Below are 14,424 nucleotides of genomic sequence, written 5' to 3'. Positions count from 1 at the left end.
CGCTCATCCTTTCGTGGTATAGCCGGGCGTGTGGAGGATCACGTCCTTCACGGCGGCGAAATAGCGCACATAGCCGGTGCAGCGGCACAGGTGGATGCCCAGCGATTCGGTGATCGTTTTCTCGACATCAGCCACAGGAATCGGCGTCTTGGCAAGCCGCTCGAGCAGCGCTGTCGCGCCGATCACGAAGCCCGGCGTGCAGTAGCCGCATTGAAAGCTGAAATGCTCCAGATACTTTTGCTGGATGGGCGCAAGCGGTATCACTTTGCGCGGCTTGTCAGCAGCATTGTCGGTAGGTTTGGCGGCAATGCCTTCGATGGTGCGCACGGTCTTGCCCGAAAAATAATGCGCGCCGGTGATGCAGGTGCGCATTTCTTTGCTGCCAGAGGCGTCGTCGACCAGCACCACGCAGGCGCGGCATTCCCCGATGCCGCAACCGAGGCGGGCTCCGGTGAGGTTCTGGTACTCGTGCAGAAAGGCGATCATCGGCAGGCCTTCTGGCACGTCGATGGGCCCCACGGGCTGGCCGTTCAAGGTGAGCTGCAAGGGGCGTGTGGGTGGGCTGCTCGTACTCATGATGCCAATGCCTCCTTGATCTTCTTGGGCGTGACGGGCAGGTCGTAGAACCGCTTGCCGATCGCCTGGTGGATGCCGGTGACGATGGCGGCCACGATGGGAATCATCACCACCTCGGCAATGCCTTTGGGCGGGTCGGTGTCGGAGAGCGGCGCGAGCAGTTCCGAGGTCTGCGTCCACACCGCCACCTCGTGCGCACGCGGCAAGTGGTAGCGGTGGAAGTTCCAGTCACCATCGCCCGGCCCGCCTTCATACAGCGGCATGGTTTCGTGCAGCGCATGGCCTATGCCCATGGCGATGCCGCCCTCGAGCTGGCTTTTCACCAGCTCGCTCACGATGGGCCTGCCGCACTCCATGATGTGGTGGTGCTTGAGCAGGTGGACCTCGCCGGTCGCAGTGTCCACCGCGATCTCGGCGAGCGCGCCGTTGGCGCTGTAATACGTCACCCCTGCATTGCCGCGCTGCGTGGGCGGGTAAAACAGATTTTTGCGCGCGATCATCTGGTAGGCGGTGGCCGATGTGGTCTCTGCAGCAGCATCTTCGACGGGCGTGGCTGCTCCGGTGCCTGCCAGTTCAGGTGCGGTTGCCGCGCTGGCTTCAGCCGCCGTTGCGGCTGTGGCCGCTGGCGCGGGTGCCGCATCGTTTCCACCATAGCGCACCGACAGTCCATCGAGCGGCCTGCGCTGCGTCTTGCCCTGAATCTCGAAGTCCGCTTCGGCCCATTGCCAGCGGTTGAACGCATGGCCGACGGCGCCGGTCACGAGCTTCATCTCGTAGGCCTTCTTGGCGATGGCCTGCAGCGACAGCGGCTCCATGCCGCTGGCGGTGAGCATACCGTTCACCCAGCGTGCGTCCTCGCGCCGTACGGCATAGGGTGCGAACTGGCCGCCGCCCAGGCCCTTGCTCCAGATTGCGACGGCGGCGGGCCAGAGGCCGTGCTCGAAGACCACGCGTGCAGTTTCGCCCGTGGTGTGGCTGAAGAAGAAGGCCGAGTTGCTTGCGCTGCTGGGCGAACAAAACGCGGGCGTCCACAGCGGCTTGACCATGAGCCGGTCCTGATCGGCCTGGCTCATAGTGAAGTTGTCGCCCTCGGCCTTGAGTGGCAGCTCGGGCCAGGCTATGCGCGAGGTGTGCAGCTCGTCGGCGGGTTTGCCGAACCACGCCATGCACATCTGCGCCTGCGAAGTGCCCATGCCGGTGCCGATCTCGGTGCCGGTGATGGCGAGAATCACGCGGCCTTCGGGCGTGACTTCCACGCGCGAAAAATTGGCCTCGCCGCCGGTGCCGAAGTCCTTCTGCACGCAGGCGAAACCCACGCCGTATTTGTGGCCCGGATGCGCGGCCTCATACGCTGCCTTGCGCTGCGCGCGCTCTGTCCACAGCGGATGTTTGCGCGCCCGCTCGATCACCTCGCGCGTGCGGATCGCGCCTGCGGCAATCGCGCCTTGGGTGTTCTTGCCGCCCGAGGGCAGCAGGTTGCGCAGCCGCAGCTCGATGGGGTCGAGCTTCAGCTCTTGGGCGATCTCGTCCATCATCAACTCGGTCGCCACCATCGACTGCAGCGTGCCGTATCCGCGCGCCGATCCCGCATCGAGCGCGCGCGAAGACAGCGCGGTGGAGGTGAGATCGTTCTTCGGAAAATAGTAGATCGACTGCGCAGATGTTGCGCCCACCAGCGCCACCGAGGCCGAGAAGTTTGCACGGCCGCCGCCGTTGCAGGTCATGTTGGCGACGATGCTCTGCAGCAGGCCGCTCTGGCGATTCACCGCGAATGTGTAGTCGATCTCGAAGGCGTGGCGCTTGAGTGAGGTCTGAAACTGCTCGAAGCGGTTGTTGGCGATGCGCACCGGCTTGCCATCGGCATACAGCGCAATCATCGCGCCGATGAAGGGCATGGGCGCATGGTCCTTGGAGCCGTAGCCCACTGTGTAGCAGGGATGCACGAACAGGTTGCGCAGCGGAAACCGGCTGGCCTTGACCATCGCCGCCGCGCTCTCGGCCACCTCCTGAGGCGACTGCGTGGCCACCACCATGTGCAGGCTTTCGGTGGCGGGGTCGTACCAGCAGTTGGCGTTGTCGGGCTCCATCGACGCGGTGTCGATGGACTGCGTGGCGTAGTGGCGCTTCATCACCAGCCAGTCGGCGGGCGGCGTGGCGAGCTCGGCAGCGATCTGCTCGGCCGCGCGCAGGCCAGCGGCGGTCACGGCATCGGCTTCGCTGATGCGCGGCCAGACGATGGGCTTGCGCTCCTTGGGGAACAGCGTGTTGTCCTTGAGGCTCGAATACACATCGTCATCGAACGGCGTGGCGCCGCCCATGCGCACATAGCGGAAAACGCCCCAAGGTTCGCGGTCCAGCGGGCCGGTCACCTGGCCGTAGCGCACCACGTTGGGCATGGCCTGCAGTCGCTCCTTGGCGAAGTGAAAGCGCGCGAAGTCGTGGTAGATGAGCACGGCCACGGCATGGCCCAGATAGGCCGGCGTCTTGCCCTTGGGCAGCAGCATGTCCTCGCCGTAGAACGTGGGAAAGAGCACCTTGTCGCGCTCCAGATCCTCGGCCGTCACCAGCTTGTCGGGCTTGAGGTCGAGATCGAGCGACGACAGATCGATGTCCTCGAACAGCCGGTCGGCCAGCGTGGCGCGCACGATGAAGGCATGCGACTGGGTCTCGGGCCAGTGCGGCATGTCGCGGGCGCGGATGTCGCGCGCGAAGATCTTCTGGCCGGTGACCTTGGCGGTCCCGTCCATGCGGAACAGCGGCGCCTGTGTGCCAGCGGCGCGGGCCACGGGAGTGAGCAGTTTCTGCTCGAATAGCGTGGCATAGGCACGGCTTGCGAGCGGCGCGACGAACACTCCGACCCCCGCCACCGTCATGCCTTGAATGAATCCGCGCCGCGACCATGGGGCTGTCGCAGAGGGTCTGTCATCGGGACCGGACTTGGACTTGGACTCGTTGGAAGAGGTGGACCTTCGCCGTTCGTCGCGCATGACGTTGTGCTCCGTGTTGTAGCCCCTGCATGTTGTGCAAAGAAAAAAGGCGTGCAGGGGGCTGCTGTCGTGGAGCACCACTCTAGAACCGCGCGGCGGCTATGGCTTGTAGGCGAATCCCGCCAGTTGCGAACGGACCTTTGACCGTTCCTTCAGGCCGTGACGAGCGATTTCAGCCGCGCAAAGCTCTGCACCAGCGTCTGGCCGCTGGTGTCGAGCACATGGTCGGACTTGGCGTAGAACTCCTGGCGACCGGCGAGGATGCGGCGCAAGTCTTCCATGGCCTCTGGATTGGCGGCCATCGGGCGGGTGTCGCCCTGCGCGATCACGCGGCTCATGTGTTCCTCGGGCTGGGCCTGCACCCAGACGGTGGTGCAGTGCGACAAAAGCTCGTTGAAGGTGGCGGGGTCGGAGACGATGCCGCCCGGCGTGGCGATGACCACGTCGGCGTAGATCTGCACCGTCTCTTCGAGCGCGCGGCGTTCGTAGCGGCGATACCCACTCACGCCGTAGAGGTCGTAGATCTCGCGCACGCTGCATCCGGCCAGTGTTTCGATTTCGCGGTTCAGCTCAATGAAGGGCACACCGAGATCATCGGCCAGCATCTTGGCGAGCGTCGACTTGCCCGCGCCACGCAGTCCGATGAGCGCGATGCGCGAATGGCGGTGCTGATCACCGCTCGGCGCGGTGCCCAGCAGTTCCCCGGCGGCGACGCGCACGCGGCGCAGTTCGTCTTCGCTGCGGCCTTCGAGCAGTTCGCGGATCAGCAGCCATTCGGCGCTGGAGGTGGTGACGTCACCGAGCAGCTCGGCCATGGCGCACTGCAGCGCTTGCGCAATCTGGTGCAGCACGAGGATGGAGACATTGCCGGTGCCGTATTCGAGATTGGCGAGGTGGCGCTCGGAGACCTCGGCGCTGACCGCCAAGCCGCGCCGCGTGAGACCACGCCGTGCGCGCAATTGGCGAACCCGCTCGCCCAGGGTCTGCAACACCTGATTCCTCTGGGCCACGTCGGCGGGGCCATCATGTCCCTCATCACCCGCTGCGCTGTCGGCGTGCATCTGCTCCATAAGACTTCCTGAAAGAAGGCATGAATGATAAACACTGGTTTGATCGTGCTTTTCGTCGGTGCTGGTGCGCCAGCACGGGTTCGTCCCAAGGGTAAACACGAACCATGCAATATAGTGCTTGACATCGAATTCTATCCTAACTATCTTTGATATATACGCAACATAGTGCATGTTTTTCTGTTATGCGAGCAGTCGATTGCACACAGGCGCACGCCATCACAGATTGAAAGGAGGACCGAGCCATGCTGCAAGTCGCCAACCCCATGTCCGGGCAGCAGGCGGGGTCCACGGTGGTGGATTTCGACCGGCCTTTCAACTTCGCGTGCCATCTGTTTGATGCCAACCGTGCCCGCCCGGACAAGGTGGCCTACATCGACGATCACGGCACGCTGACCTATGGCGAGCTCGAGGATCAGGCGCTGCGCATGGCCCACGCACTGGTGAGTAGCGGGGTGCATCGCGAGGAGCGGGTGCTGCTGCTGATGCAGGACATGCGCGAATGGGTGGTGAGCTTTCTGGGCGCAATGTATGCGGGCGTGGTGCCTGTGGCGGTCAACACGCTGCTCACCGCCGACGACTACGCCTACATGCTGCAGAACAGCCGCGCGCAGGCCATTCTGACCAACGGCGCGCTGGTGCCGATGGTGCAGGAGGCCCTGAAGCGCGCCGAGCACGAGGTGCAGCACATCTGGGTGGCGCGCTCGGGCGAGGCGCATGGCCTGCCGCACGGCTATCAGGACTTCGACAACTGGGTGGAGATGCAGACGCCGCTCGCGCTGCCCGCCCGCACCATGGGCGACGATCCGGGCTTCTGGCTGTATTCGTCGGGCTCCACCGGCAAGCCCAAGGGCACGGTGCACACTCAGGCCAATCCGTACTGGACCGCCGAGCTCTACGGAAAGGCGATCCTCGGGCTCACCGAAAGCGACATCTGCTTTTCCGCCGCCAAGCTGTTCTTCGCCTACGGACTCGGCAACGCGGTGACCTTTCCGTTGAGCGTGGGCGCGACGGTGGTGCTCATGGCCGAGCGGCCAACGCCGCTGGCCACCTTCTCGCGCTGGGTGCAGCACCGGCCGACCGTGTTCTTTGGTGCGCCCACGGGATTCGCGGGAATGATGGCGCATTCGGAGTTGCCCAAGCGTGAACACGTCAGTCTGCGCATGTGTTCCTCGGCCGGGGAGGCGCTGCCCGCCGAGATCGCCCAGCGCTTCAAGGCGCATTTCGGCGCGGAGATCGTCGACGGTCTGGGGTCGACCGAAATGCTGCACATCTTTTTGTCCAATCGGCCGGACGACATCCGCTACGGCAGCACCGGCAAGCCCGTTCCGGGCTATGAAGTCGAGTTGCGCAGCGAGGACGGCAAGCCGGTGGCGGATGGCGAGATCGGTGAGCTTTTCATCAAGGGCCCGAGCACCGCGCTGATGTACTGGAACAACCGCAGCAAGTCGCGCGACACCTTTCGTGGCGAATGGCTCAAGAGCGGCGACAAGTACAGCCGCGATGCCGACGGCTACTACACCTACGCGGGCCGCAGCGACGACATGCTCAAGGTGAGCGGCATCTACGTCTCGCCGTTCGAGGTCGAGGCCACGCTGATGCAGCACCCGGCAGTGCTCGAGGCTGCGGTGGTCGGCAAGATGGATCAGGACGGTCTTGTCAAGCCCAAGTCGTTCGTGGTCTGCAAGCCGGGCCGGTCGGCGAGCGAGGAAGAGCTCAAGGCTTTCGTGAAGGAGCGGCTCGCCCCCTACAAATACCCGCGCTTCATCGAGTTCGTGGCCGAGCTGCCCAAGACGGCCACGGGCAAGATCCAGCGCTTTCGCCTACGCGAGCCCGCCGCTTGAATGGCGCATGAATGGGGTATGAGTGGCGCATAGGTGGCACGGGTGCTGCCCGCGCGAGCGAAAAAATGCGTTGCTGCTGGTTCACGCTACGGGCATTCCCCACATCGTGATCTGCCAACACACGCGATCATCGGCATACAGATATTGACGCGAGACAAATGGAGACAATAAAGATGAAAAACGCATGGAATTTCAAGGGCGCGATGGGCCTGGCATCGCTGGCGACGATGGCAGCATTTGCAATGGGAAGCGGCACCGCCTTTGCGCAGGAAAAGATCAAGGTTGGCTTCATGCTGCCTGCCAGCGGCACCTTCGCGGCGCTGGGCGTGGCCATCGAGAACGGCTTTCGCATGTATGTCGGCGAGCAGGGCGGCAAGCTCGGCGGACGCGAGATCGAGTATTTCAAGGTCGATGACGAGTCCGATCCATCCAAGGCGACCGACAACGTCAACCGCCTGATCAAGCGCGACAAGGTTGATGTGATCGTTGGCACCGTGCACTCGGGCGTCGCTATGGCGATGGCGCGCGCGGCCAAGGAAAGCAACACCATCCTCATTGTGCCCAATGCCGGTGCCGACGCGGTGACCGGGCCGATGTGCGGGCCGACGATCTTCCGCTCGTCCTTCAGCAACTGGCAGACCGCCTACCCAATGGGCGTGGTCGCCGCCAAGCAGGAGAACAAGAAGAACGCGATGACCATCACCTGGAAATATGCGGCCGGTGAAGAGGCTGTGGCAGGCTTCAAGGAAGGCTTCGAGAAGAACGGCGGCAAGGTCAACAAGCAGCTCACACTGCCGTTCCCGAATGTGGAATTCCAGGCGCTGCTCACCGAGATCGCGGCGGCCAAGCCCGATGCAGTGTTCGCCTTCTTCGCGGGCGCGGGCGCGGTGAAGTTCGTGAAGGACTACCACGCGGCAGGCCTGTCCAAGACCATTCCGCTGTACGGCCCGGGCTTTCTCACCGATGGCACGCTCGACGCTCAGGGCGAGGCCGCTCAAGGCATGCTGACCACGCTGCACTATGCCGACGAACTGGGCACCGAGCGCGACAAGGTCTTCCGCACCAACTACGCCAAGGCCTACAAGCTCATGCCCGACGTGTATGCCGTGCAGGGCTACGACGCCGCGCAGATGCTGGCCGTGGGCCTGAAGGCGGCGGGTGGCGACGTGAGCAAGAAGGACGTGTTCCGCGCCGCCGTGGAAAAGGCCACCATCGCCAGCCCGCGCGGCGACTTCACATTGAGCAAGGCGCACAACCCGGTGCAGGACATCTATCTGCGCAAGGTCGAAGGCAAGGAAAACAAGAAGCTTGGCGTGGCCGTGAAGGGACTGGCCGACCCAGCGCGCGGCTGCAAACTCTGAACCCCGGCGCCCCGGCGCCGCTCTCTCATCAACACGACGACTGATTCGGGGCTGCCGTGGATCTTGCGACTTTTCTGGTGCAGTGCCTGAACTCGGTTCAGTACGGGCTGCTGCTGTTTCTCCTGTCTTCGGGGCTGACGCTGATCTTCGGCATCATGGGCGTGATCAACCTGGCCCATGGCAGCTTCTACATGATTGGCGCCTACATGGCGTTCGCGCTCGCGCCGTATCTGGGGCAGCACTTCATCACCATGCTGCTGGTCGGCGTGGTGCTGGCCGTGGTGCTGGGCTATCTGCTTGAATGGGCGTTCTTCAGTTTTCTGTATGAACGCGATCATCTGCAGCAAGTACTGATGACCTTCGGCCTGATTCTGGTGTTCGAGGAACTGCGCGCCATCCTTGTCGGCAACGACGTGCACGGCGTGCAGCCGCCCGAATGGCTGGCAGGCAGCTTCTCGCTGCTTGGCATGATGAGCTACCCGTGGTATCGCGTGTTCGCGACGCTGGTCTGCCTGCTCGTCGCGGCCGCCATGTACTGGATGGTCAACCGCACGCGCCTCGGCATGATGGTGCGCGCGGGAGCGAGCAACCGCGACATGGTGCGTGGCCTCGGCATCGACATCAAACGGCTGTACCGCATAGTGTTCGCGCTCGGCGTAGCGCTCGCGGCACTTGCCGGGATGATCGCAGCGCCCATGGCATCGGTCTACCCGAACATGGGCTCGAGCGTGCTCATCATCTGCTTTGTGGTGGTGGTCATCGGCGGCATCGGCTCGATCACCGGCGCACTCGTCGCCTCGCTGCTGGTCGGCTTTGTCGACACCTTCGGCAAGGTGTTCTTTCAGGAGCTCAGCGGCATGAGCATCTATTTGCTCATGGCCATCATCCTCGTGTGGCGGCCCGAGGGCCTGATGGGCAAGAGGAGCTGAGCTATGGCAACAAGCAAAACGCCCCTTGCCGATCTGCAATCGGCAGAACAAAGCTACGCCGATGCGCCCCTGGTGACCGCTGAAAGCATGCCTGCGGCCGCGCGCAATGCCGAGCGCGGGCTGCGTGGCCTGATCGGGCCGCTCATCGTCGCGGTGATTCTTGCCATGCTTGCGCCGCTGTGGTCCTCGTATCTCTCCGATCTGGTCGTGAAGATCATGATCCTCGCGATCTTCGCGTTGAGCTTGCAGCTGCTCGTCGGCGGCACGGGGCTGGTGAGTCTTGGCCATGCGGCGTTCTTCGGCATCGGGGCCTATGCGACGGTGCTTGCGTCGTCGCCCGAAGGCGGCAACTTTCTGGTGCTGCTGCTCGCTGCGATGGCGGCCAGCGGGCTCTGTGCGTTGTTCATCGGCGCGTTCAGCCTGCGCACCAAGGGCGTCTACTTCATCATGGTGACGCTCGCGTTCGCGCAGCTCGCCTACTTCGTCTTTCACGACACCTCGGTGGGGGGCGGCAGCGACGGCATCTACCTCATGGTGCGCCCCGCCATCGGTGCGCTCGATATGGAAAGCAGCCGCACGCAGTATTACGTGGTGCTCTGCGCGCTGGTGCTGGTCTATCTGCTGCTCGCGCTGATCGCGCGCTCGCGCTTCGGCGCGGCGCTCGCGGGCATCCGCGTGAACGAGCAGCGCATGCGCGCGGCCGGGTTCGCGACCTACGGGTACAAGCTCGCCGCATTCGTGATCGCCGGTGTGCTTGCGGGCGTGGCCGGGTTTTTGCTGGCGGCGCGGGACGGCGTAGTCAATCCCGAACTGCTGGCCTGGCACCACTCGGGCGAGGTGCTGCTGATGGTGATTTTGGGTGGTATCGGATCGCTGCGCGGCGCGGTGGTGGGAACCATCACCTTCGTGCTGCTCAAGGAACTATTGAGCACCCATGCGCTGGTCGGCGCTGCGGCGGACCACTGGCAGCTCACGCTCGGCATCGCCATCATCGTGCTCGTCGCGCTGCTGCCTAAGGGCGTGATGGGCATTGGCGACATGGTGAAGCGAAGGAGTCGCGCATGAGCGATGCATCCACCCCCAAGCTGGCCGTGCGCCATCTCACGCGCAGATTCGGCGGGCTCATCGCCGTCAATGAGGTGAATCTCGATCTGCATGTGGGCGAGGTGCACGCCGTCATCGGCACCAACGGCGCGGGCAAGTCTACGCTGATCAACATGCTGTCGGGCGAAATCGCCGCAAGCGGTGGTGCGATCACGCTCGACGGCAGGGATGTCACCCAGATGCCGCAGCCGCAACGCGCACGCGCAGGCATCGGCCGCAGCTACCAGCGCACCACGATCTTCCCGGAATTCACCGTGCTGGAGAACTGCCGCCTCACCGCGCAGGCCCAGGCCCATCCCCGGCCATGGCACATCTGGCAGGCCGCTAGTGGCTGCGCTTTGAGCAACGAACGTGCCGAGGCCGCGCTGGCGCGTGCCGGTCTGCTGCATTGGAAGCATGTGCAGGCGGGCAGCCTGAGCCACGGCGCCAAGCGCCAACTTGAAGTCGCGATGTGCCTGTCCACCGAGCCCAAGGTGCTGCTGCTTGACGAGCCGCTCGCGGGCATGGGCGCGGAAGAAACCGAACGCATGCTGGCGCTGCTGGGCGAGCTCAAGTCGCATCACGCGGTGCTGCTGGTCGAGCATGACATGGATGCCGTGTTCCGCATCGCCGACCGCATCACGGTGATGGTCAACGGCAGCGTGGTAGCGAGCGGATCGCCCGATGAAATCCGCGTCGATCCTGTCGTGCGCACAGCCTATCTTGGAGAAGAACAACATGGCTGAGGCGAGCGCGGACAGCGGCATGTTCCGCATCGAAGACCTGCATACCTACTACGGCGACAGCCACATCCTGCATGGCGTGAGCCTCGATATTCCGCGCGGCAAAGCCGTGGGCCTGCTCGGGCGCAACGGCATGGGCAAGACAACGCTGATCCGCACGCTCATGGGTTATGTGCGTGCGCGCAGCGGCAGCGTGCATTGCGACGGCAAAGCGGTGACGGGTGCGCCACCCGAGAAGATGGCACGGCTTGGCATCGGCTACGTGCCTGAGGGGCGCGGCGTGTTCCCGAATCTCACGGTGAAGGAGAACCTGCAGATGAGCGCACGTGCGGGTCTGAGCGGCGAGCGGCACTGGACCTACGAGCGCGTGCTGGAGACCTTTCCCCGCCTGAAGGAGCGCTGGAACAACGGCGGCAATCAGCTTTCGGGCGGCGAGCAGCAGATGGTGTCGATAGGCCGCGCGCTGATGACCAACCCGCGCCTGATGATTCTCGACGAGGCCACCGAAGGCCTCGCTCCGTTGGTGGTCGCCGAGATCTGGCGCGTGATCGCCGAAATCCGCAGCACTGGCATTTCCACGCTGATCGTGGACCGCGACTACCGCAAGGTGCTCGCCCACACGGACCGCGCGGTGGTCATGGAAAAGGGGCGACTCGTTGTCGCGGAAGACTCCGCGCAACTGCATGCCCAGCCTGAACGGCTCGCACAGCTGCTCGGAGTCTGATCAATCAATACGCCGAGGCTTGCAGCGGCCTGCCATGCGCCGCCGCCTGCGCCTTGAGCAATGCGAACTGCGCGGGATAGAAACGCTCGGCCACGTCAAGGTGCGAGCGGATGCGGCCCTTGAGCGCGTTGGTGCCGATGTGGCGAAACAGCGGGTTGTCGGGATCGCTCTCGGGGCCGGTGGCCTGCGCGGCGAGGGCATCGGGCAGCGCGAGCAGTGGCACTTCCTGCGCATGCAGGCTCGGCGAGAAGAAGTAGGCGATGGAGTAACGATCCGCACCGTTGCCCGGCGAGACCACGCGGTGCACGTTGGCGCGCAGATAGCCGTTGGTCGCCAGCTCCAGCATCTCGCCGATGTTGATGACGAAGGCGTTTTCGCGCGGCGGCACGTCGATCCAGCCGTTCGTGCCCAGCACCTGCAGACCGCCCACATCGTCCTGCAGCAACAGCGTGAGCAGGCCGCCATCCTTGTGAGCGCCCACACCCTGATCGGACTGTTCTTGCGGCTGGCCAGGGTAGTGGATGATCTTGAGCCGGTGGTTGCGCGGTGCACCAATCAGCGCGTCGAGCGCATCGGGCTCCTGACCGAGTGCGACGAGAAATGCGCGCAGCAGGCGCTCGGCCACGGCGCGCGTTTCGTCGAGCCAATCGAGCACGGCGGGTTTCAGTTCGGGCAGTACATCGGGCCATTGGTTCGGGCCTTGCAGGCCCCACCAGATTGGGTGATCGGGATCGCTTGAAGTCACTGCGGGCAGCTCTTCACCGAAGTCGAGCTGCTCGCGCAGATCGGGCTTGAGCCGCGTGATCTCGCCGCCCACGCCGGTGTAGCCGCGAAAGTGTGGCGTATTGCGGATGGCGATGCGGTCCTTGGCCTCGGCGGGCAGTTGGAAGGCCTCGCGCGTAAGACGTTCGAGCGCGCGGATTTGCTGCACGTCGATGCCGTGGCCTTCGAGATAGAAGAAGCCGGTGTCGCGCGCGATGCGTGCCAAGCGCTCGTGAAACGCGGCGTGGTCGCCCGGTGCGTCGAGTTCGGAGAGGTCGATGACCGGCAGCGCCGTGGCGTTGTCGTCATCAACGGGGGATTCGGCAAGGGCCAATGCGGCTGCGCTCATGGGTGTTCCTCCAGTGCAAGTGTTCGGGTGGTGAAGTGCGATGGCGAGGTGTGCGGAGCATCGGCGTGCTGCAATGCCTGGCGCAGGTCGGAGATCAGATCTTCGGGATGCTCGATGCCCACCGACAGCCGCACCAGTCCCGGAGCGATGCCGGCCTGTTGCAGCTCGTCGTCGGTGAGCAGGTGGTGCGTGGTCTCTGCGGGAATCGCGGCGAGCGACTTGCTGTCGCCGATGTTGACGAGGCGCTGGAACAGAGAGAGCGCGTCGTAGAAACGGCGCGCAGCATCGCGCCCGCCATAGAGTTCGAACGAGATCAGTCCGGGCACATGCCCGCCACGCAGATAGCGCCGCGCGTGGATGTGGTCGGGATGCGTTGTGAGCGACACATGACTCACGCGCGAGACCTGCGGGTGCTGCACCAGAAAGTCAAGCAGCTCGCGCGTGTTGTGGCTGATGCGATCAAGGCGCAGCGCGAGCGTCTCAAGCCCTTGCAGCAGCAGGAACGACGAGAGCGCAGCCAGCGATGCGCCGCTGTTGCGCAGCACCACGGTGCGCGTGCGCGCGACGAACGGGAACTCGGGAAATTTCTCGGTGATCACGAAGTGGTGGAACGCGGGCTCGGGCGTCGTGAACTGCGGATAGCGTTCCGCATGCGCGCCCCAGTCGAAGCGGCCACCGTCGACGATCACGCCGCCGATCACGTTGCCGTGCCCGCCGATGTACTTGGTCGCCGAATGCACGACGATGTCCGCGCCGTGGTCGAACGGGCGGATCAGCAGCGGCGTGGCGCTGGTGTTGTCCACGATGACTGCGATGCCATGTGCGTGCGCCTTCGCGGCAATCGCAGCGAGATCGGCGATGTTGCCCGATGGGTTGGCGACCGACTCGACGAACACGGCCTTGGTGTGTGGAGTGAAGGCTTGCTCGAGCTGCGCAAGCTCATTGCGATGCAGCAGCGTGCTCGTGATGCCACGCGCCTTGAGCACATGCGCGATGAGATTCTGCGTGCCGCCATAGAGCTGCGACGCGACCACCACATGGTCGCCCGCTTGCGCAAGCGTCGCAATCGCCATGTCGATCGCCGCCATGCCGGACGCCACGGCCAGCGCAGCAGTTCCGCCTTCGAGCTGCGCGATGCGTTCTTCAAGCACGGCTTGCGTGGGGTTGCCGGTGCGCGCGTAGATGTGGCCTTCCTCGACGAGGTCGAAGAGATCGGCTCCCTGCTGTGCGCTCTCGAAAAGATAAGAGGTGCTCTGGTAGATCGGCACCGCTGCGCTGCGCTGGTGCTCATGGCCGTTGTAGCCAGCGTGCAGCACGATGGTGTCCGCGTGCCACGGAGGTGCTGTGGGTTCGCTCATGCCGTCACCTCTGCCTGTTCGGCTTTCTTCTGCGAGGTGCTTGCCGTGCGCACGACACGGCCTGCGATCTGCTGCGGATTGCGCAGCAGATTGAGGATCGGGCAGTTGCGCTCGACGGCCTCGAACAGCTCGGCGAGGCGCTCGTCGCTGGCCGTGGTTTCCACCTGCACTTCGTAGGCTATGTCGTGCGGCCAGATCGGCGTGGCTTCGTGGCCGGGATGGCCGGCGCGCGGATCGATGCGGCCCTGCACCTTCACCTCGAGGCGATCGAGCGGCACCTGCAGCTTGGCTGCCTGGATCTCGAAGATGTGCGTGACGCAGGTGCCAAGCACGCCGAGCTGCAGCTCGGGCGACGAGGGGCCGAGGTTGAAGCCCGCGAAGTCATACGGGCTGTCGCTGATGACCTGGTGCTCGCGGATGCGCAGACGCCGCACGCCGCTGCGGCCCTCCGCCGTGACATGGGCCTGCAGCGTATGCGCTTCGGCGGAACCCTTGGCAATGCGTTCGTCACGCGCCAGCACGGCGCTGCGTTTGTAGGAGAGGTAGTCGTTGAGGCTCATGGAGTGCTCCGCTGTTGGCGAGTTGGAATGCTTGAATGGCGATGAGTGCATCCTGAACTTGCGCGAAAGCGCTGCCTACGA

The 14,424-nt window shown here is 64.4% G+C and carries 12 protein-coding genes; 6 read left to right on the top strand and 6 right to left on the bottom strand.

The genetic code is table 11. The annotated features are described in order from the left end of the window. Nucleotides 1–3: 3 nt before the first annotated feature. The 3 genes from G7047_RS17800 to G7047_RS17790 form a co-directional block, all read right to left on the bottom strand. Nucleotides 4–576 carry a (2Fe-2S)-binding protein gene (locus tag G7047_RS17800; RefSeq protein WP_166308317.1) on the bottom strand — a complete coding sequence of 191 codons (573 nt, stop codon included), beginning with the start codon at nt 574–576 and terminating at the stop codon, nt 4–6. Further along, nucleotides 573–3,449: a xanthine dehydrogenase family protein molybdopterin-binding subunit gene (locus tag G7047_RS17795; RefSeq protein WP_240939565.1), complete on the bottom strand. Its 2,877-nt coding sequence runs from the start codon at nt 3,447–3,449 to the stop codon at nt 573–575. Before G7047_RS17795 ends, G7047_RS17800 begins: the two co-directional genes overlap by 4 nt. Nucleotides 3,450–3,715: 266 nt before the next feature. Continuing rightward, nucleotides 3,716–4,624, bottom strand: a complete 909-nt coding sequence (locus tag G7047_RS17790; RefSeq protein WP_240939564.1) for a helix-turn-helix transcriptional regulator — start codon at nt 4,622–4,624, stop codon at nt 3,716–3,718. Between the two features lie 299 nt (nt 4,625–4,923). On the opposite strand from G7047_RS17790, the gene G7047_RS17785 reads away from it, so the two are divergent. The 6 genes from G7047_RS17785 to G7047_RS17760 all read left to right on the top strand — a co-directional run bounded on the left by G7047_RS17785 (nt 4,924) and on the right by G7047_RS17760 (nt 11,314). Further along, nucleotides 4,924–6,474, top strand: coding sequence for a benzoate-CoA ligase family protein (locus G7047_RS17785; protein WP_166312129.1), 1,551 nt, complete (start codon nt 4,924–4,926; stop codon nt 6,472–6,474). 203 nt (nt 6,475–6,677) lie between these two features. Then, the gene (locus G7047_RS17780) at nt 6,678–7,835 is read left to right on the top strand and encodes an ABC transporter substrate-binding protein (RefSeq protein ID WP_166312128.1); all 1,158 of its coding nucleotides are present in this window, start codon (nt 6,678–6,680) and stop codon (nt 7,833–7,835) included. A 56-nt stretch (nt 7,836–7,891) separates the two neighbouring features. Further along, nucleotides 7,892–8,764, top strand: a complete 873-nt coding sequence (locus G7047_RS17775; RefSeq protein ID WP_166308309.1) for a branched-chain amino acid ABC transporter permease — start codon at nt 7,892–7,894, stop codon at nt 8,762–8,764. Between the two features lie 3 nt (nt 8,765–8,767). Next, nucleotides 8,768–9,829: a branched-chain amino acid ABC transporter permease gene (locus G7047_RS17770; protein ID WP_166308307.1), complete on the top strand. Its 1,062-nt coding sequence runs from the start codon at nt 8,768–8,770 to the stop codon at nt 9,827–9,829. After that, complete coding sequence (locus G7047_RS17765; RefSeq protein WP_166308305.1) at nt 9,826–10,593, top strand: ABC transporter ATP-binding protein; 768 nt, start codon at nt 9,826–9,828, stop codon at nt 10,591–10,593. The genes G7047_RS17770 and G7047_RS17765 overlap by 4 nt, the downstream gene beginning before the upstream one ends. Before the next feature lie 19 nt (nt 10,594–10,612). Further along, nucleotides 10,613–11,314, top strand: coding sequence for an ABC transporter ATP-binding protein (locus G7047_RS17760; protein WP_166312127.1), 702 nt, complete (start codon nt 10,613–10,615; stop codon nt 11,312–11,314). 4 nt (nt 11,315–11,318) lie between these two features. Here G7047_RS17760 and G7047_RS17755 read toward each other — a convergent pair whose 3' ends face one another. Genes G7047_RS17755 through G7047_RS17745 form a run of 3 tightly spaced genes read right to left on the bottom strand, consistent with a single transcriptional unit; the run spans nt 11,319 to nt 14,343 of the window. After that, nucleotides 11,319–12,425, bottom strand: a complete 1,107-nt coding sequence (locus tag G7047_RS17755) for an isopenicillin N synthase family oxygenase (RefSeq protein ID WP_166308303.1) — start codon at nt 12,423–12,425, stop codon at nt 11,319–11,321. Continuing rightward, complete coding sequence (locus G7047_RS17750) at nt 12,422–13,783, bottom strand: O-acetylhomoserine aminocarboxypropyltransferase/cysteine synthase family protein (RefSeq protein WP_166308301.1); 1,362 nt, start codon at nt 13,781–13,783, stop codon at nt 12,422–12,424. Before G7047_RS17750 ends, G7047_RS17755 begins: the two co-directional genes overlap by 4 nt. Then, nucleotides 13,780–14,343, bottom strand: a complete 564-nt coding sequence (locus G7047_RS17745; RefSeq protein ID WP_166308299.1) for an OsmC family protein — start codon at nt 14,341–14,343, stop codon at nt 13,780–13,782. The genes G7047_RS17750 and G7047_RS17745 overlap by 4 nt, the downstream gene beginning before the upstream one ends. Nucleotides 14,344–14,424 lie beyond the last annotated feature (81 nt).

Origin of the sequence: Diaphorobacter sp. HDW4A (assembly GCF_011305995.1) — a bacterium.
Lineage (GTDB): Bacteria > Pseudomonadota > Gammaproteobacteria > Burkholderiales > Burkholderiaceae_C > Diaphorobacter_A.
The sequence above is the reverse complement of the archived record's forward strand: the minus strand, read 5'-3'. Positions and strand labels throughout refer to the sequence as shown.